At 73.0% G+C, this 18,055-nt stretch carries 18 protein-coding genes and 1 riboswitch; of the genes, 11 read left to right on the top strand and 7 right to left on the bottom strand.

Annotation, left to right across the window (positions count from 1 at the left end):
• Window positions 1-37 precede the first annotated feature (37 nt).
• Window positions 38-535: a hypothetical protein gene (locus tag ACFCLZ_RS21145; protein ID WP_380278221.1), complete on the bottom strand. Its 498-nt coding sequence runs from the start codon at window positions 533-535 to the stop codon at window positions 38-40.
• A gap of 69 nt (window positions 536-604) precedes the next feature.
• Here ACFCLZ_RS21145 and arfB point away from each other — a divergent pair, with 69 nt between their 5' ends.
• Window positions 605-1,039 carry an alternative ribosome rescue aminoacyl-tRNA hydrolase ArfB gene (arfB, locus tag ACFCLZ_RS21150; RefSeq protein ID WP_380278223.1) on the top strand — a complete coding sequence of 145 codons (435 nt, stop codon included), beginning with the start codon at window positions 605-607 and terminating at the stop codon, window positions 1,037-1,039.
• 9 nt (window positions 1,040-1,048) lie between these two features.
• On the opposite strand, the gene ACFCLZ_RS21155 is transcribed toward arfB, so the two are convergent.
• Window positions 1,049-1,585: a flavin reductase family protein gene (locus ACFCLZ_RS21155; RefSeq protein ID WP_380278225.1), complete on the bottom strand. Its 537-nt coding sequence runs from the start codon at window positions 1,583-1,585 to the stop codon at window positions 1,049-1,051.
• A 387-nt stretch (window positions 1,586-1,972) separates the two neighbouring features.
• Here ACFCLZ_RS21155 and ACFCLZ_RS21160 point away from each other — a divergent pair, with 387 nt between their 5' ends.
• Window positions 1,973-3,832, top strand: coding sequence for a diguanylate cyclase domain-containing protein (locus ACFCLZ_RS21160; protein WP_380278227.1), 1,860 nt, complete (start codon window positions 1,973-1,975; stop codon window positions 3,830-3,832).
• Between the two features lie 150 nt (window positions 3,833-3,982).
• Window positions 3,983-4,957, top strand: coding sequence for a hypothetical protein (locus tag ACFCLZ_RS21165; protein ID WP_380278229.1), 975 nt, complete (start codon window positions 3,983-3,985; stop codon window positions 4,955-4,957).
• Between the two features lie 67 nt (window positions 4,958-5,024).
• Here the strand turns inward: ACFCLZ_RS21165 and nagA are convergent, their stop codons facing one another.
• Complete coding sequence (gene nagA / locus ACFCLZ_RS21170) at window positions 5,025-6,197, bottom strand: N-acetylglucosamine-6-phosphate deacetylase (RefSeq protein ID WP_380278231.1); 1,173 nt, start codon at window positions 6,195-6,197, stop codon at window positions 5,025-5,027.
• Window positions 6,194-7,141 carry an ROK family protein gene (locus tag ACFCLZ_RS21175; RefSeq protein ID WP_380278233.1) on the bottom strand — a complete coding sequence of 316 codons (948 nt, stop codon included), beginning with the start codon at window positions 7,139-7,141 and terminating at the stop codon, window positions 6,194-6,196. The genes nagA and ACFCLZ_RS21175 overlap by 4 nt, the downstream gene beginning before the upstream one ends.
• A gap of 338 nt (window positions 7,142-7,479) precedes the next feature.
• On the opposite strand from ACFCLZ_RS21175, the gene ACFCLZ_RS21180 reads away from it, so the two are divergent.
• Window positions 7,480-8,763 (top strand): extracellular solute-binding protein, encoded by a 1,284-nt coding sequence (locus tag ACFCLZ_RS21180; protein WP_380278235.1) that lies wholly within the window; start codon window positions 7,480-7,482, stop codon window positions 8,761-8,763.
• 30 nt (window positions 8,764-8,793) lie between these two features.
• Here ACFCLZ_RS21180 and ACFCLZ_RS21185 read toward each other — a convergent pair whose 3' ends face one another.
• Entirely contained in the window at window positions 8,794-9,144 is a 351-nt protein-coding gene (locus ACFCLZ_RS21185; protein WP_380278237.1) for a cupin domain-containing protein, read from the bottom strand.
• Between the two features lie 102 nt (window positions 9,145-9,246).
• Between ACFCLZ_RS21185 and ACFCLZ_RS21190 the strand changes: the two genes are divergently transcribed.
• On the top strand, window positions 9,247-9,513 hold the full coding sequence (locus ACFCLZ_RS21190) for a DUF3263 domain-containing protein (protein ID WP_380278239.1): 267 nt from the start codon (window positions 9,247-9,249) through the stop codon (window positions 9,511-9,513).
• A 74-nt stretch (window positions 9,514-9,587) separates the two neighbouring features.
• Window positions 9,588-10,436, top strand: coding sequence for a trehalose-phosphatase (gene otsB / locus ACFCLZ_RS21195; protein WP_380278241.1), 849 nt, complete (start codon window positions 9,588-9,590; stop codon window positions 10,434-10,436).
• Here otsB and ACFCLZ_RS21200 read toward each other — a convergent pair.
• The gene (locus ACFCLZ_RS21200; protein WP_380278243.1) at window positions 10,411-11,889 is read right to left on the bottom strand and encodes a trehalose-6-phosphate synthase; all 1,479 of its coding nucleotides are present in this window, start codon (window positions 11,887-11,889) and stop codon (window positions 10,411-10,413) included. The two genes, otsB and ACFCLZ_RS21200, sit on opposite strands and share 26 nt — an antisense overlap.
• A 38-nt stretch (window positions 11,890-11,927) precedes the next feature.
• Window positions 11,928-12,935, bottom strand: coding sequence for a glucosyl-3-phosphoglycerate synthase (locus ACFCLZ_RS21205; RefSeq protein ID WP_380278245.1), 1,008 nt, complete (start codon window positions 12,933-12,935; stop codon window positions 11,928-11,930).
• 161 nt (window positions 12,936-13,096) lie between these two features.
• Window positions 13,097-13,228: riboswitch (SAM riboswitch) on the top strand.
• Between the two features lie 15 nt (window positions 13,229-13,243).
• Between ACFCLZ_RS21205 and thrC the strand changes: the two genes are divergently transcribed.
• From thrC to ACFCLZ_RS21230, 5 genes are all read left to right on the top strand, one after another.
• Window positions 13,244-14,524 (top strand): threonine synthase, encoded by a 1,281-nt coding sequence (thrC, locus tag ACFCLZ_RS21210; protein WP_376096531.1) that lies wholly within the window; start codon window positions 13,244-13,246, stop codon window positions 14,522-14,524.
• A gap of 60 nt (window positions 14,525-14,584) precedes the next feature.
• Window positions 14,585-14,860, top strand: a complete 276-nt coding sequence (locus tag ACFCLZ_RS21215) for a MoaD/ThiS family protein (RefSeq protein WP_376096534.1) — start codon at window positions 14,585-14,587, stop codon at window positions 14,858-14,860.
• Between the two features lie 585 nt (window positions 14,861-15,445).
• The gene (locus ACFCLZ_RS21220; protein WP_030289665.1) at window positions 15,446-15,649 is read left to right on the top strand and encodes a cold-shock protein; all 204 of its coding nucleotides are present in this window, start codon (window positions 15,446-15,448) and stop codon (window positions 15,647-15,649) included.
• Window positions 15,650-15,962: 313 nt separating this feature from the next.
• Window positions 15,963-17,585, top strand: a complete 1,623-nt coding sequence (gene groL / locus ACFCLZ_RS21225) for a chaperonin GroEL (RefSeq protein WP_380278247.1) — start codon at window positions 15,963-15,965, stop codon at window positions 17,583-17,585.
• A gap of 95 nt (window positions 17,586-17,680) precedes the next feature.
• On the top strand, window positions 17,681-18,040 hold the full coding sequence (locus tag ACFCLZ_RS21230) for a hypothetical protein (protein WP_380278249.1): 360 nt from the start codon (window positions 17,681-17,683) through the stop codon (window positions 18,038-18,040).
• The last annotated feature ends 15 nt before the right edge of the window (window positions 18,041-18,055 follow it).

Here is an 18,055-nt window from a genome sequence, read left to right on the forward strand (position 1 = left end):
CCTTTTCGCCGTCGGCACGGTTTCGGGTATTCCCTCGTCAGATCCGCCGGAACCGGCCCTGGAGCTCCCAGATCGCCGGGTTGTCGGCGAGGTCCGGGTGCATGTCGAAGAGGTCGGCGAGGGTGTCCTGGAGGAAGTCGCGGGCCTCGCGGCGCAGATCGCCGTGGCGCACCACGGCGGGCGGCTCGTCGGGCAGCCAGGTGGCGGTGACCTCGACCCAGTTGAAGCGGCGGGCGAACCGCAGCAGTTCGGTGTTCTGGGTGAAGTCGAGGTCGGCGGTCTGGACCCGGGCCGCGCGGCCGCCGGCCGGGTCGCGGTCGAGTTCCTCGACGATGTCGCACAGTGCCCAGGCGAAGTCCAGCACGGGGACCCATCCCCAGGCTGTGGACAGTTCCGCGCCCTCGGCGTCGAGGTAGACGTCGCCGCAGAACAGGTCGTGCCGCAGTTCGCGTACGCCCGCGGTCCGGTAGTCGGTCTGCGGGGGGTCGGGGAAGCGGTTGGAGAGGGAGTAGCCGAGCTCGATCACACAGGCCATTGTCGGGGCTGTCCGGTCCTGACCGGATAACCGGGTGACCGGCGCGGCCCGGCGCGGGATGATGGGCGCATGCCCGAGCCCATCCGCGTCCGGGGATCGGTGGTCGTCCCCGACGCCGAGCTCGTCTGGCGCTTCTCCCGTTCCTCCGGCCCCGGTGGCCAGCACGTGAACACCTCCGACACCCAGGTCGAGCTCCGCTACGACCTGGCGGCCTCCGCCGCGCTGCCCGAGGTGTGGAAGCAGCGCGCCCTGGAGCGGCTGGCGGGCCGGCTGGTGGACGGGCGGGTGCTGGTGGTCCGGGCCTCCGAGCACCGCTCGCAGTGGCGCAACCGGGAGGTCGCCGCGGCCCGGCTGGCCTCGCTGCTGGGCGAGGCGACCGCGCCGCCGCCGAAGGCGCGCCGGGCGACCAAGCCGAGCCGGGGCATGGTCGAGCGGCGGCTCTCCAGCAAGCGGCACCGCTCCGAGCTGAAGCAGGGGCGGCGCTCCCCGCGCGGCGAGGGGTAGCGCGCGGGTTCAGCCCAGGGCGCGGTAGCCGCCGCGGAAGTACAGCAGCGGACGGCCGCCCGGGTCGGGCACCGTCGCCTCCAGGACGCGGCCCAGCAGCAGGGTGTGGTCACCGGCGGCCATCCGCTGCTCGGTGCGGCACTCGACGGTGGCGAGCGCGCCGTCGATCAGCGGGGCCCCGCTGTACGGGCCGCGGTGGTGCGGGGCGTCGGCGAACAGCAGCCGGTCGCTGAGCCGGCCCTTCATGGCGAACCGCGAGCCGAGCGCCTTCTGCTCCTCCGACAGCAGCGAGACCGCCCAGGTGTCGGCGCGGGAGAGTACCTCGTCCATCCGGGAGTCCTCCCGGACGGAGATCAGGACCAGCGGCGGCTCCAGCGACACGGAGAGGAAGGACGTGGCGGTCATGCCGGCGTCCTCGCCGTCATCCGGGTCGTGGACGGTCACCAGGCTCACACCGGAAGCGAGCTGGGAGAGCGCCGCCCGGAACTCGTCGGGGGTCGCTTGGGTGGCAGCTTCGGGCTGCGGGGACGGGTACACGTACCGCACGGTAGCCCGCGACCGGGGGAAACGACATCGGGCCCTGGTCGTAGGACCAGCGGCGCAGCGCCGTTCGGCCCGTCGGAGTGGTGTAAAGGTTACGGTCCGCGCCCGGGCTCACTCGCAGGAGTGAAGAGGACGGGCTGCCCGGCGGTCAGTCGGCTACAGCGCGCGGCCAATGCGACCGACCACGGGAAATGTTCCGATGGGCGGTGATGTCCCGGTATGGGACAGATGAACGGATTAAGGGCGCATTAGTCTTGTGTGATTTAAGTCACAAGTGCTGACCTATTGCTGACCGAGCGTGCCGAACGCTGTGCTCCCTGTGATTCAGTTCTTCTGGCAATCGGACGATAACCAATCAAGACCTATCCGAAGCAGCCGGGGAGCCCCCGCATGGAAGCCGAGTCGGAGCCGTACGTCCGTCTCGCGACCCTCCGCACCTTGCACCGGGTCGTGGCGGACCTCAACGCTGCCCGCAGCCTGGCGGGCACGCTGCAGGCCGTGGTCGAGGGCGCGGTGCACGGACTCGGTTTCGACGCCGCCGCGGTCAGCCTGGTGCGGCCGGACGGCGACCTCGTGGTGGCGGCCGTCTGGGAGCTGGAGGAGAGCGCCATGGGCGGGCCCTCCGTCCTGCTCGGCCAGGTCGGCTCCCGCGAGTCCTGGGACCGGCTGCTCGGCGTCAGCGACCACTGGGGCACCCTGCGCTTCCTCCCCTACGACCGCGGCTGGGCGGTTGCCAGCGACATCCCGCGCTGGATCGGGGACGGCCCGATGCCCGTCTACGCCAACGACTGGCACCCCGCCGACGGCCTGCTCGCCCCGATGTACAGCGCCGGCGGCGACCTGCTCGGCGTCCTCTCGGTGGACCGCCCGCGCAGCGGCAAGCGGCCCGGCGCCTGGACCCGCGAGGCCCTGGAGATGTTCTCCCTGCAGGCCTCCATCGCGATCGGCAACGCCCGGCTGCGCGCCGAGATGCAGCGCGCGCTGGCCCGCCTGGAGAAGGAGCAGCAGGCGCTGCGGGCCAGCGAGGAGAGCTTCCGCCAGGCCTTCGAGTACGCCCCCAGCGGGATGGCCATCACCGAGCTGCACGGCGCCGGGCGGGGCCAGCTGACTCGGGTCAACGACGCGCTCTGTCGCCTGCTCGGCCGCCCCCGGGCGGTGCTGCGCCAGCAGAGCTTCGCCGACCTCGTCCACCCGGACGACCGGGCGCTGCTGGAGCGCACCAGCGCCGAGAGCGGCCGGGCCGAACTGCGGCTCTCCCGCCGGGACGGCGGCTACCAGTGGGTCTGCCTGCGGAACTCGATCGTGGCCGACGCCGCCGAGGGCCCGAGCTTCCTGCTCACCCACGTCGAGGACATCGAGGACCGCAAGCGGCACGAGCTCCAGCTCGCCCACCGGGCCAGCCACGACGCGCTCACCGGCCTGCCGAACGGCGCCGAGCTCAAGGCCCGGCTCGGGCGCCGGCTCTGCGCGCTCCCGCGGACGGCCGCCGCCGGGAACCAGGCCGGGCCCGCCGAGGCCGGCCACGGGAGCAACGGCCACGGCGGCACGGCGTACGGGAGCAACGGGTACGGCGCCGACGGTTTCGCCGGGTACCCGGAGAGCCTGTTCGGCGACTCCTCCCACCCGGCCGGCGGCTACGACCCGGAGCCGGCGCACGGCCACGGCCTGCCGGAGGGCTACCCGGCGCCCGCCGCCGACGGCACGCCGGCCGGCCCGAACGGCTTCGGGGAGCACGTGCACGCGGTGGTCCCGGCCGACCACGGCCCGAGCGGGGAGCTGCGGTCCGGCCCGTTCCGCTCCAGTGCGGCGGCCGCCGCCGCCGTCGAGAAAGGGCTCGCGGTGCTCTTCTGCGACCTCGACGGCTTCAAGTCGATCAACGACCGGTTCGGCCACAACGCCGGCGACGCCGTCCTGGTCGAGGTCGCCCGCCGGCTCAGCTCGGCGGTGCGCGACGGCGACACGGTGGCCCGGCTCGGCGGCGACGAGTTCGTGGTGCTCGCCGACGGCATCGGCCGGGACGAGGCGAAGGACCTCGCCCACCGGCTGCGCAACGCGATCATCCCGCCGATGCGGATTGACGGACGGGCGATGCGGGTCGGCGTGAGCCTGGGCATCGGCTGGGCCGGCTGCGGGATGAGCATCGAAGAGGTCCTGCACACCGCCGACGAGCGGATGTACGACGAGAAGCGGGCCCGCGGCGGCGCGGTGCGCGGGGCCCGCGGCGAGCGCTCGCACCGGCGGGCCGGGTAGGGACACCGGGGCGAGGCTACTCGCGGGTCGTCAAGGGGTCTGTCCGGGGCGCGCGCGGCGGCAGGTAGGGTTCCGGGGTACGAGCGACCACGACCAGCGCCGACGGCACGGCAGCCCGGCGGCGCGACCGCGATGGGGGAGTTGACCACCGTGACCACCGCCGGCAGCAGCGGAGCGCCCCAGGACCCGGAGGGCGGCGCCCCGCAGGAAGACGATCCGTTCGGCTACCTCTACCGTCCGGCCGACGGCGGCTCGGGCCAGCAGGCCGAGCCGCAGCAGGGCGTGCCGCGCACGTCGTACAGCCGCCCGATGGAGGTCGGCCGTGCCCAGTACGGCCAGCCGCCGCGGCCGCAGCAGCCCTACCCGCCGCAGCCGGGCTACCCACAGGCCCAGCCGCCGCAGCAGCCGTACCCGCCGCAGGGCGACTTCGGCGCGGCCCCGACCCAGCAGACCCGCTACGCCGAGCACTCCCGCCCGCAGCCGGGCGAGGAACGGCCGCCGAGCGGCGGCCGGAGCAAGGGCGCGGTGATCGGGGCGGTGGCCGTGGTCGCGGCCATCGCGATCGGCGCCGGCATCGCCCTGTCCGGGGACCCGGACAAGGACAAGGACAAGGACAAGGACAAGGGCGGCACCACGGCGAGCGCCCCGGCCGCCCCGGGCGGCGCCACCGGTACCGCGAGCCCGACCGGCTCCGCGTCGGCGACCCCCTCGGCGAGCGCCTCGGCCGGGCCGGGCACCGTGGACGCGACCCAGCTGCAGGGCCAGAACGCGCCGTCCGGCAACACCGTCAAGGGCACCAAGTCGGCCGACGGCAGCTATCTGACGCTCAACCCGGGCGGCACGATCACCTGGAGCGGCGACCTGGCGGCAGCCGGTACGTACAAGTTCACCGTGCACTACAACAACCCGGGTGCCGACGTGCGGGCGACCGCGGCGGTCAACGGCAAGGACTGGCCGGGTGGGGCGTTCTTCAAGAACTACTCGCCGGGCAAGGACCCGGCCTCGTCCTGGTTCAACACCTACATAACCCCGCCGATGCAGGCGGGGCCGAACACGATCGTGCTCTCGCTGCCGCCGGGCAGCGGCACGATCCTGATCGACCAGGTGACGCTGGAGGCGGGGTAGCTCCGCACCGCGGACGGCCGCCCGTTCCCCCGAGGGGAGCGGGCGGCCGTGTCGTGTGCGGGCCGGGTCAGACGGCCGCGATCGGGGCGAAGCGGTCGCCGCCGGTGATCCACTCGCCGCGGCGCATCACCGCGACCAGGTCCAAGCTCGCGGAGTCGACGACGGCGAGGTCGGCGAGCTTGCCGGGCTCCAGGCTGCCGACCTGGTCGGCGAGGCCGAGCAGCCGGGCCGGGACGGTGGAGAGCGACTCGACGGCCTGGTTGAGGCCGAGGCCGTTGACCGTGACCGAGCGCTTGAACGCCACGTCCAGGGTGAGCGTCGAGCCAGCGATCGCGCCGCCCTCGACCAGGCGGGCGACGCCGTCCTTGACCTCGACCTGGAGCGGGCCGAGCGGGTAGAGGCCGTCGCCCATGCCGGCCGCGCCCATGGCGTCGGTGATGAGGGCGACCCGGGAGGCGCCGGCGGTGCCGTAGGCGAGGTCGAGCACGGACGGGTGCAGGTGCACGCCGTCGTTGATCAGCTCGACGGTGACCCGCTCGTCCTCCAGCAGCGCCACGATCGGGCCGGGCGCGCGGTGGGCGATGCCGGGCATCGCGTTGAAGAGGTGGGTGGCGACGGTGGCGCCGGCCTCGATGGCCTCCAGCGTCTTGGCGTAGTCCGAGTCGGTGTGGCCGACGGCGGCGATCACGCCGAGGTCGGCGAGCATCCGCACGGAGTCCAGGCCGCCGGGGAGCTCGGGCGCCAGGGTGACCATCCTGGCGTGGCCGCGGGCGGCGTCGACCAGCTTGCGCACCAGCGCCGGGTCGGGGTCGCGCAGCAGGTCCGGGCGGTGGGCGCCGCAGCGGTTGTGCGAGATGAACGGGCCCTCGAAGTGGATGCCGGCGAGGACGCCGTCCTCGACGAGCTCGGAGAGCACGGCCGCCTGGCGGGCCAGGTCGTCGATCTCGCCGGTGACGGTGGAGGCGACCGTGGTGGTGGTGCCGTGCTCCAGGTGGGTGCGGGCGACCTTGAGGGCCTCCTCGGCGATGCCGGAGGCGTAGGACGCGCCGCCGCCGCCGTGCACGTGCAGATCGACGAAGCCGGGGACGACGGTGTACCCGGTGAGGTCGAGGTCGCCGGGCGTGGCGGAGCCGCCGAGACCGGCGATCCGGTCGCCCTCGACGGCGAGGCGGTCGCCCTCGACGACGCCTCCGGGCAGGACCAGCCGGGCGCCGGCCAGAGCGAGTCGGTCCGCGGTCACGCGGTCACCTCCATGGAGAGCAGATCCCAGGCGAGCAGGCCCGCGCCCAGTGACGCGGCGGTGTCTTTGAGCATGGCGGGTACGACCTCGGGGGGCATCTGGAAGGTCAGCCGCTCGGTGACCGCCGCCCGCAGCGGGGTGAAGAGGGTGTCCCCGGCCTCGGCCAGCCCGCCGCCGACGATGACCCGGGACGGGTCGAGCAGGCTCTGGGCGAGCACGATGCCGTCGGCCAGGGCCTCCACCGCCTTCTGCCAGACCGCGACCGCGCGCGGGTCCCCGGCGTCCACCGCGACGGCGCAGGATGCCGCGTCGGCGTCGGGGTCGCCCACGGCCTCGGCCCAGGCCCGGGAGACGGCGGAGGCGGAGGCGAGGGTCTCCAGGCAGCCGCGGGCGCCGCAGCCGCACTGCGGCCCGCCGGGGCGGACCACCACGTGGCCGATCTCGCCGCCGAAGCCGTGGGCGCCCGCCTCGATCCGGCCGTCGATGCCGATGGCGCCGGCGATGCCGGTGCCGAGGGCGATGAACAGGAAGCGCCCGATGCCCCGGCCGCCGCCGAGCCGGCCCTCGGCGAGGCCGCCGGTGCGCACGTCGTGGCCGAGCACGACCGGCATCGCGCCGCCGTCCGGGGTGGCCAGACGCTCGCCCAGCAGCTTGCGCAGCGGCAGGTCGCGCCAGCCGAGGTTGGCGGAGAAGACCGCGATGCCGTGCTTCTCGTCGATCGTCCCCGGGACGGCGACACCCGCCGCAAGGGGCGCGGCGCCGAAGCGGCTGCGGCCTTCGTCCGCCAAGTCGGCGGCGAAGTCGAGGATGGCGGTGACCACGGCGTCCGTGCCGTGCTCCCGCCCGGTCGGGCGGCGTGCTTCGAACAGCACGGAGCCGTCCTGGGCGAGCAGCGCGGCTTTCATGCCGGTGCCCCCCACATCGAGTGCGATGACGTGCTTCACGGAGGACAGTTTCCCTTGACCAGGTCTAAGAGGTCTAGTCCAGTTGTCGGATTGGTCTGGTCCAACGGGGTGAGCTTTGTCGCAGAAGCATGTGGTGTGCGGCACTTTGCACGAGCCCCCCGGGCGGGGTCCGGGACGGGTCCGGCAGGCCGGATCCGCCGGTTTTGTTGCGCGGTGTGCAACAAATCCCGCACTTCGATAACTACCCGGCGCCAGGGCGGCGCAGATGTGGACCGCCGTGCGCCCGGTTTGGCAGCCTTGCGGCCTCCCCCCGGCCGGATCCCTCCCCCGATCCGGTCCGTTCCACCCCAGGATCCCCCTCGAAGGCGGTACCCGCGTTGGACAGACGCGCCCAGGTCCCCACCCGGTTGTTCGGCGTCGCGCTGGCCGGAGCCCTGGCCGGAGCCCTGGTGCTCACCGGCTGCGGCGGCCAGGACGGCGGCCCCGTCACGCTCCGGCTGGTCGCCGCCGACTACGGCGAGAGCACGGACACCAGCTCCAAGCTGTACTGGGACGACGTCGCCCGCCGCTTCGAGGCCGCCAACCCGGGCATCAAGGTGGACGTCGAGGTGGCGAGCTGGACCGACATCGGCAAGCGGGTCGACGAGCTGGTGAAGAGCGGCAAGTCGCCCGACCTGCTGCAGACCGGCGGCTTCGCCGACCAGGCCGCCGCCGACCGGCTGTACCCCGCCTCCGACGTGCTGTCCCTGGAGACCCAGGCCAACATCATCGATTCGTTCTCGCACGCGGGGCAGGTGCTCGGCACGCAGTACGGCATCCCGTTCGTCTCCTCCTCCCGGGTGCTCTTCTACAACAAGGCGATCTTCCAGAAGGCCGGCGTCGCCCAGCCGCCTACCACCTGGAACGAGCTCAAGGCGGCCGCCGAGAAGATCAAGGCCAAGGTCCCGGGCGTGGTGCCGTACGGGCTGCCGCTCGGGCCCGAGGAGGCGCCGGCCGAGTCGATGCTCTGGACGCTGAGCGGGGGCGGCAGCCTCTCCGACGACGTCGGCAACTACACCATCGACAGCACGCAGAACCAGACCACCTTCACCTGGCTGAAGACCAATCTGGTCGCCACCGGTCTGACCTACCCCGAGCCCGGCAAGGTGAACCGCACCCCGGTGTTCAGCGACTTCGCGGCCGGCAAGGTGGCGATGCTCAACGGGCACCCGACCCTGCTGCGGATGGCCACCAACGGCAAGATCGACTTCGGGACGGCGCCGATCCCCAAGAAGGACGGCCTGGCGAAGACCGGCAGCCTCGGCGTGGCCGACTGGATGATGGCGTTCAAGGCCAACGGGCACCGCAACGAGATCCGCACGTTCCTGTCCTTCGTCTACGGCAAGGACAACCAGCTCAAGTTCGACGAGACCTACAACCTGCTGCCGGTCACCCAGGACGCCTTCGACGCGATGACCAAGGACCCGAAGCACGAGGACCTCAAGCAGTTCGCGGCCGGGCTGGGCAACGCGAGCTTCTACCCGTTCGGCGACCCGGCCTGGGCGGAGGTCTCCAACCGGATCAAGGCCGGCATCGGGGCGGCGGTGACCGGCGACGCCAAGCCGGTGCTGGAGGACCTCCAGCAGGCGGCGGTGAAGGAGGCGGCCCGGATCCGCAAGTGAATCCGGGCCGGGGGCGGGCGTCGGAAGGCGTCAGTGGGTGATCGTGTAGACCTTGCGGAGCGTCTCGTGGACGGTCCAGGTGGTGCGGTCGCCCGCCCGGAGCACCCCGCAGTCGCCCGGACCGAGCTCCAGCACCGGGCCGCCGTCGACCACGACGGTGGCCCGGCCGCTCAGCACCACGAACACCTCGTCCGCCTCGACGTCGGTGGCCACGCCCGGGGTGATCTGCCAGATGCCGGTCTCCCCGGTGGCGGACTCGGCGAGCACCAGGCCGGACACCTCGGGGGTGCCGGAGACGATCTGCGCCGGGTCGAGCGGGTCGGCGACGAGTTCCGCGGTCGGGACGTGCAGGGTGAAGGCGGCGGTCGGGATGCTGGTCATGGGGTGACGCTAGCCGCGGGACGGCAGCCGCGCAGGACGCAGAGTGTGTCGGGTCCCCGGGGGAGAATGACACTCCGTAGTGATGGACGGAGGTGGGCCCGGATGGGCGCGGACGACGAGGCGGCACGGGAACCGGGTGCGCCCGGCGCGCTGGACGAGCGGGACCGGGCCGTGCTGGAGCTGGAGGGCCGCTCCTGGCGGACGGCCGGCGCCAAGGAGCGCGCCGTCCGGGAGGAGCTGGGGCTCTCCAGTACGCGGTACTACCAGCTGCTGAACGCACTGCTGGACCGGCCGGAGGCGCTGGCGCACGCGCCGGTGCTGGTCAACCGGCTGCGCCGGGTCCGGGACGCCCGCCGGGCCGCACGGTAGGCCCGGCGGGGCGGCGTCGGGGCGGCGTCGGGCCCGACGGGTGACCCCCGCCGGGGGTGGGTACGGTGCCAGGCATGGGCCTTGCCGACATGACGCGACCGCTGACGGATGCCGGGCGTGCGGGGCTGGACGCGCTGCTCGGTGCGCCCCGCGACGCCGTGATCGCCCTCGACTTCGACGGGACGCTCGCCCCGCTCGTCCCCGACCCGAGCCGGGCCCGGGCGCACCCGGGCGTGGCGCCCGCGCTGCGCGCGCTGGCACCGCGGGTCGGCACGGTCGCGGTGGTGACCGGCCGCCCGGCCGACCTGGCCGTGGAGTACGGCGGGCTCGCCGACCTCGGCGGCGTGGTGGTGCTCGGGCACTACGGCGCGGAGCGCTGGGAGGACGGCGAGCTGACCGCGCCGCCGCCGCACCCGGGCGTGGCCGCGGTCCGCGAGCGGCTGCCGCAGGTGCTGGCGGCGCTCGGCGCGCCGGACGGCACCTGGGTGGAGGACAAGGGGCGCTCGGTGGCCGTGCACACCCGGCGCGCGTTTGGGCCGGTCGCCGCGTTCGAGCTGCTGCGCGGGCCGATGGAGCAGCTGGCGGGCGAGCACGGGCTGGTGGTGGAACCGGGCCGGCTGGTGCTGGAGCTGCGGCCGCCGGGGGTGGACAAGGGCGCGGCGCTGACCGGGCTGCTGCGCGAGCGCGGTGCCCGCTCGGTGCTCTACGCGGGCGACGACCTCGGGGACGTCCCGGCGTTCGCGGCGGTGGAGAAGCTGCGCGGGGAGGGCCTGGCCGGGCTGCTGGTGTGCAGCGACGCGCCGGACGCGCCGGTGCGCGAGCTCGCCGACCGGGCGGACCTGGTGGTCCCGGGCCCGGCCGGCGTGGTGGAACTGCTCGGCGCGCTGGGGGAGGAGCTCAGCCGCCCGGCCGCAGGGCGTTGAGCTGATCCAGGAACCACTGCTGGGGCGGCAGCGCCGTCGCGGCGGCGGCCAGCCGCTTGGTGCGGTCGGCGCGCTCCCCGGCCGGCATGGTGAGCCCGGCGTGCAGCGCCTCGGCGGTGGCCACGACGTCGAACGGGTTGACGCTCAGCGCGTCCTCGCCGAGTTCGGCGTGCGCGCCGGCCTCCCGGGACAGCACCAGGGCGCAGCCCCGGTCGGAGACCACCGGGACCTCCTTGGCGACCAGGTTCATGCCGTCCCGGATCGGGTTGACCAGGGCCACGTCGGCCATCCGGTAGGCCGCCAGCGAGCGCGGGAAGTCGTCGTCGACGTGCAGGATCAGCGGCTTCCAGCCGGGCGTGGCGAACTCCGCGTCGATCTCGGCGGCGAGCGCGCGCACCTGGTCGGTGTAGGCCCGGTACTCGGCGAGGTCGGTGCGGGACGGGTAGGCGAAGGCGATGTGCACCACCCGGTCGTGCCACTCGGGACGGGTGCGCAGCAGGTGCCGGTAGGCCAGGAAGCCGCGGACGATGTTCTTGCTCAGCTCGGTGCGGTCGACCCGGACGACGGTGCGGCGCTCGCCGACGGCGGCGCGCAGGGCGGCGAGCCGCTCGTCGACGTCCGGGCGGTGGGCGCGCTCGCGCAGGAAGTCGGCGTCGGCGCCGAGACCGTGGACGCCGAGGGCGGTGGTGCGGCCGGCGTGGCTGACGGTGAGCGCCTCGCGGTCGACCGTCGCGCCGAGGAAGCGCTCGCAGCAGTCGGCGAAGGCGAGCGCCCAGCGGCGGGTGAGGAAGCCCGCGCGGTCGGCGCCGAGGATGCCGGTGAGGACGCTTTCGGCGATGTCGTCGGGCAGCAGCCGCAGGTACTCGGGCGGTGCCCAGGGGGTGTGCGAGAAGTGGCCGATCCGCAGGTCGGGGCGGGCGGCGCGGAGCAGGGCCGGGACGAGCGAGAGGTGGTAGTCCTGCACCAGGACGGCGGCGCCGGGGGCGGCCTCGGCGGCGAGCGCCTCGGCGAAGGCGCTGTTGTAGGCGGTGTAGGCCTGCCACTCGGTGCGGAAGCCGGCGTCGAAGGCGGGGGCGGTCGGGGTGTTCCAGAGCAGGTGGTGGACGAACCAGAGGGTCGAGTTGGCGATGCCGTTGTAGGCGCGGGCGAAGGTCTCCGGGTCTATGTCGAGCATCCGCACGGCCTGCCCGCCGACGTCGTGGCCGGCCCGGTCGAGGCGGCCGTCCGGGGCCTGGCGGGCGGCCCGGCGGTCGGCCCCGGAGAGGGCGGCGCAGACCCAGACGGCGTCCGGGTCGTCGATGGCGGAGAGCCCGGAGACCAGGCCTCCGCCGCCTCTGCGGAGGGTCAGCGTGCCGTCGTCCGCGGTGCCGAAGGACACCGGCCCCCGGTTGGACGCCACCAGCACGGGGGCGGCGCCGGTCGGATTCGAACGCTCGGTCGTGTCAAGGCCCATGGTTGGTTGGTTGCCGGGGGCCCGGGGCGGCAAACGTGTCAATGCCGGGTGGCGTACTCGGGGACGGTGTGCATCGGCGGGCGCTCGGTGGCGGTGACGGGGTGGGTGTGGGCGGTGAAGGCGCGGGTCCGCGGGTCGCGGGTGAACTGGGTGAGCCGCGGGTGGAGCAGATCGGCGGAGGCCTTGAGCCGGTGGGCGCGGTCGAGCCGTTCCAGCGCGGTGCGGTAGATGGTGGCGGCCATCCGGCCGAGCGCCTGGCCGTCCTGGTGCCGGTGGTGGCGGACGCCGACGTCCACCTGGGCGAGCGCGTCCAGGCCGGCCGTCTCCAGGGCGTCGACCAGCAGGCCGAGTTCGACCCCGTAGCCGGTGGGGAAGGGCAGCCGTTCGAGCAGCGAGCGCCGGGCCGCGTACTCGCCGCCGAGCGGCTGGACGAAACCGGCGAGTTCCGGCCAGTGCAGGTTGAGCAGCGGGCGGGCGACCAGTTCGGTGACCCGGCCGCCGCCGGCCGGCACGACCGCGCCGTCCGTCTCCAGCGGCCGGTCGTACATCGCCTTGACCAGCTGGATGTCCGGCTCGGTGAGCAGCGGGCCGATGATGCCGGAGACCAGGGTGGGGTCGAACTCGCGCAGGTCGGCGTCCACGAAGCAGACGATCTCGCCGCGGGTGACCAGCAGCGAGCGCCAGAGCACCTCGCCCTTGCCGGGGGCGGCGGGCAGCCGGGGCAGGATCGCGTCGCGGTGGACGACGGTGGCGCCGGCCTCGGCGGCGACCTCGGCGGTGGCGTCGGCGGAGCCGGAGTCGACCACCACCAGCTCGTCGACCAGCGGCAGCCGCTCCATCAGCTCGCGGCGGATCACCCGGACGATCTCGCCGACGGTGGCCTGCTCGTCCAGGGCGGGCAGCACGACGCTGACCGTGCCGGCCGGGCCGAGCGCGCGCTTGGCCGCGAGGAGCGTGCGCACCGGGCGGTCGGCCGCGTTCCACGAGCGCCGGCGCAGCCAGGACGCCGTCTCGGGGAGGAGCTCGGGGGTCGGTTCGGCGGGCACGGTGCGCTCCTCGGCAGGGTCGGGTACGGGGCCGGATGGGACAGGACATCTCGCGTGGCGGACGGTGCCGTTCGGGGTTGACGCCTTCGGATACAGTCTTCGTACAGCGGTCGGACCTTCGCACGCCGGGGTCGCCGCTGAGCAGGACCACAACTTCACAGAGCTCATCCAGAGGGACTGAGGGAACGGCCCGTTGACGTCCCGGCAACCTTCTCGCCCGGTCGGCTTCAGGCCCCGGCGGGACAGGTGCCAATTCCGGCCCGGGCGCGACCGCGTCACGGGGAAGATGAGGAGAGAGGCCTCGCCACATGGCTATCGACACCGCCGCACCCGTCACCGTTGACCTCGGCCCCGCAGCCCAACTGTCCTGTCGGGAGTGCGGCACCAAGTTCCCGCTCGGCCCCAGCTTCGCGTGCCTGGAGTGCTTCGGCCCGCTGGAGATCGCCTACGACTTCGGCAGCGAGGGCGCCGAGGAGCTGCGCAAGCGGATCGAGGCCGGTCCCGCGTCGATCTGGCGCTACGCGCCGCTGCTGCCGGTCCCCGCGGACGTCGCGACCAAGCCGAACCTCAACCCGGGGTGGACCCCGCTGGTGAAGGCGGACAACCTGGGCCGCGAGCTCGGCTTCACCGCGCAGCTGCACGTCAAGGACGACTCCGGCAACCCGACCCACTCCTTCAAGGACCGCGTGGTGGCCTGCGCCATCGAGGCGGCCCGCGCGTTCGGCTACACCACGCTGTCCTGCTCGTCGACCGGCAACCTGGCCGGCGCGGTGGGCGCGGCGGCGGCCCGGGCGGGCTTCCGGTCCTGCGTGTTCATCCCGCACGACCTGGAGCAGGGCAAGGTCGTGATGGCCGGGGTGTACGGCGGCGAGCTGGTCGGCATCGAGGGCAACTACGACGATGTGAACCGGTTCTGCTCGGAGCTGATCGGCGACCCGGCCGGCGAGGGCTGGGGCTTCGTCAACGTCAACCTTCGGCCGTACTACGGCGAGGGCTCCAAGACGCTCGCGTTCGAGATCTGCGAGCAGCTGGGCTGGCGGCTGCCGGAGCAGATCGTGATCCCGATCGCCTCGGGCTCGCAGCTCACCAAGATCGACAAGGGCCTGCAGGAGCTGATCAAGCTCGGCCTGGTCGAGGACCGGCCGTACCGGATCTTCGGCGCCCAGGCGGCGGGCTGCTCGCCGGTCTCGGCCGCGTTCAAGGCCGGCCACGACGTGATCCGACCGGTCAAGCCGGACACCATCGCCAAGTCGCTGGCGATCGGCAACCCGGCCGACGGCCCGTACGTGCTGGACATCGCCCGGCGCACCGGCGGCGCGGTGGAGGACGTGACGGACGAGGAGGTCGTGGCCGCGATCCGGCTGCTGGCCCGCACCGAGGGCATCTTCGCGGAGACCGCGGGCGGCGTGACGATCGGCGTGCTCAAGAAGCTGGTCGAGACCGGTCAGCTGGACCCGTCGAAGGAGACCGTCGCGATCAACACCGGCGACGGCCTGAAGACCCTCGACGCCGTCGCGGAGGCCGGGATGACCGCCGTCATCCGGCCGAACCTGGAGTCCTTCCGGGACGCCGGCCTGGCGTCCGTCTGACCCCCGCGCCCCACCCGTCCCGCCCCGTTCCGCCCGCGCGCCCGCACCGAGGAGACCCCCATGAGCGCCAACGTCCGCATCCCGACCATCCTGCGCACCTACACCGGCGGCGCCAGCGAGGTGCCCGCCGAGGGCGCCACGCTGGGCGAGGTCGTCGCCGACCTGGAGAAGAACCACGCCGGGATCGCCGCGCGCATCCTGGACGACACCGGCAAGCTGCGCCGCTTCGTCAACGTCTACGTGAACGACGACGACGTGCGCTTCGCCGAGGGCCTGGCGACGGAGATCAAGGACGGCGCGAACATCTCGATCATCCCGGCGGTCGCCGGCGGCTGAGCCCGCGCCGCGCCCGTTCCCGCCGGGGCGGGTGCGCCGTTACCGGCCGTTCGCGGCACGGAATTCCGTGCCGCGGACGGCCGCGCGCATTTTGGCGGGAATATTCTCGGTCCCGCGCGGAGTAAAGTGTCGCTCGACCGGGAACAGGGGCCGCCCTCCCCCTCTTCCGGGAACGAATCCACCGCACTGCCACCACCGCCGCCGTCCGCCCGTCGAGGCCGGGAGCGGGCCCGGGACCCGGGAATCATGTCAGGCCGGTGTCAGAATTCTGGCGACAATTTTTGGCAATTCGTCCGCTATGTCCGGCGGGAATTGCGGCTTTCCTGTTGATTGCTCCCGCCCTGTCCCCCGGGGTGTCGGGTGAATTCCCCGGCATTGGGCCTGTTGCAGAGGGCGTCGATCCGGATACATTCAGCCGCGGTCGACGCAATCGCCCGTTCGCCGGATGCCGTTCGGCGACATCGGGAGGATCGCGGCGTGCACGGCCGCGCCCAGGGGGGGTTCCCCGGGCCGGCCTCCAACCAGACCCGTGCCCGCAGACCTGCGGGGGCGTGAAGGGCCAGCACAGCACTAGGGGAGTTCGGAATGGCTCAGGGCACCGTCAAGTGGTTCAACGCGGAGAAGGGCTACGGCTTCATCGCGGTCGACGGTGGTGCGGACGTCTTCGTCCACTACAGCGCGATCCAGATGGACGGCTACCGCACCCTTGAGGAGGGCCAGCGGGTCGAGTTCGAGATCTCTCAGGGGCAGAAGGGCCCGCAGGCGGACATGGTCCGCGCGGCGGTCTGACCTTCCGACACCCAGGAGTTCGGCTCGGCCCATCGGCTGGTGCACCTCTTGCTTCACGGCGGGCCCGTGCGACACGCGTCGCACGGGCCCGCCGTCATGCCCGTCGCGGCTCGCGGGTCGCGCATTGGGCTTGCACTCGCCCACCCAGAGTGCTAATCATTGGCGTTAGCACTCAGAGCTTGAGAGTGATAAGCGGACCGGGTCGGTGAGGCCCCCGGGAGCGGTAGGGGAATGGACCCCCGCACACCAGGGCCGTCCGTCGCGGGCACCCCTTGGTCCGAGCAGTCGACCGTGTCCCGGAGGACCACTTCAGATGGCCAAGATCATCGCCTTTGATGAGGAAGCTCGCCGCGGCCTTGAGCGTGGCATGAACCAGCTCGCCGACGCGGTGAAGGTCACGCTCGGCCCCAAGGGTCGCAACGTCGTGCTGGAGAAGAAGTGGGGCGCCCCCACCATCACCAACGACGGCGTCTCCATCGCCAAGGAGATCGAGCTCGAGGACCCGTACGAGAAGATCGGCGCGGAGCTCGTCAAGGAGGTCGCCAAGAAGACCGACGACGTCGCGGGTGACGGCACCACTACCGCCACCGTGCTCGCCCAGGCGCTCGTCCGCGAGGGTCTGCGCAACGTCGCCGCCGGCGCCAACCCGATGGCCCTCAAGCGCGGCATCGAGAAGGCCGTCGCCGCCGTCTCCGACCAGCTCCTGGCCCAGGCCAAGGACGTGGAGACCAAGGAGCAGATCGCCTCCACCGCCTCCATCTCCGCCGCCGACACCCAGATCGGCGAGCTCATCGCCGAGGCCATGGACAAGGTCGGCAAGGAAGGCGTCATCACCGTCGAGGAGAGCAACACCTTCGGTCTGGAGCTGGAGCTCACCGAGGGCATGCGCTTCGACAAGGGCTACATCTCGGCGTACTTCGCCACCGACCTGGAGCGTATGGAGACCTCGTTCGAGGACCCGTACATCCTGATCGCCAACTCCAAGATCGGCTCGGTCAAGGACCTGCTGCCGCTGCTGGAGAAGGTCATGCAGAGCGGCAAGCCGCTCGTCATCATCGCCGAGGACGTCGAGGGCGAGGCCCTGTCGACCCTGGTCGTGAACAAGATCCGCGGCACCTTCAAGTCCGTCGCCGTCAAGGCCCCGGGCTTCGGCGACCGCCGCAAGGCCATGCTCCAGGACATCGCCATCCTCACCGGTGGCACCGTGATCTCCGAGGAGGTCGGCCTGAAGCTGGAGAACGCCGGCGTCGACCTGCTGGGCTCCGCCCGCAAGGTGGTCATCACCAAGGACGAGACCACCATCGTCGACGGTGGCGGCGACAGCGAGCAGGTCGCGGGCCGCGTGAACCAGATCCGCGCCGAGATCGAGAACAGCGACTCGGACTACGACCGCGAGAAGCTCCAGGAGCGCCTCGCCAAGCTGGCCGGCGGCGTGGCCGTCATCAAGGCCGGCGCGGCCACCGAGGTGGAGCTCAAGGAGCGCAAGCACCGCATCGAGGACGCCGTCCGCAACGCCAAGGCCGCCGTCGAGGAGGGCATCGTCGCCGGTGGTGGCGTCGCCCTGCTGCAGGCCGCTGTCGCGTTCGACAAGCTGGAGCTGGACGGCGACGAGGCCACCGGTGCCAACATCGTCAAGGTCGCGCTGGAGGCCCCGATCAAGCAGATCGCGACCAACGCCGGCCTGGAGGGTGGCGTCGTGGTGGAGAAGGTGCGCAACCTTCCCGCCGGTCACGGCCTGAACGCCGCCACCAACGAGTACGTCGACCTGGTCGCCGAGGGCATCATCGACCCGGCCAAGGTCACCCGCTCCGCGCTGCAGAACGCCGCCTCCATCGCGGCGCTCTTCCTCACCACCGAGGCCGTCATCGCCGACAAGCCGGAGAAGGCCGCCGCGGCCGCCGGCGGCGGCATGCCGGGCGGTGACATGGACTTCTGATCCTGACGGATCGGACGGTTCCTCGTTCGCACGGGCGGTTCCCCTCGGGGAGCCGCCCGTGCGGCGTTCTCGGACGTTCCTGGGAGACTGGACGGATGGCTACGACAGACGACATCGAGACGGCGCTGCACACCGCGCGGGCGCTGATCCTGGCCGACCTGACCGCGCGGGACACCGCCGACGCCGCCGTGGTGTCCCTGGTGGAGCAGGCCGTGGTGCACCGCCGGTGGTGGCTGGAGCAGTGGCCGGACGGCACCGGGTACGTGCTGGGCCTGGTCGCCCAGGACGTCCAGGACGCGCTGCTGGAGAGCCACGGGCGCTGGCCGCTGTGCGCGGACTGCGCGGCGGACGGGGACCCGCACGCGCTGGGCGTGGAGCCGGAGCTGGGGCCGGATCCGCACTGGGTGTGCGGCAAGCACGGTGCCGTGGTGGCGGCGGTGGGGGAGCTGTCGTAGGCCGCCCTCCCCCCG

Source organism: Kitasatospora purpeofusca (assembly GCF_042691725.1).
Taxonomy (GTDB): Bacteria; Actinomycetota; Actinomycetes; order Streptomycetales; family Streptomycetaceae; genus Kitasatospora; species Kitasatospora purpeofusca_B.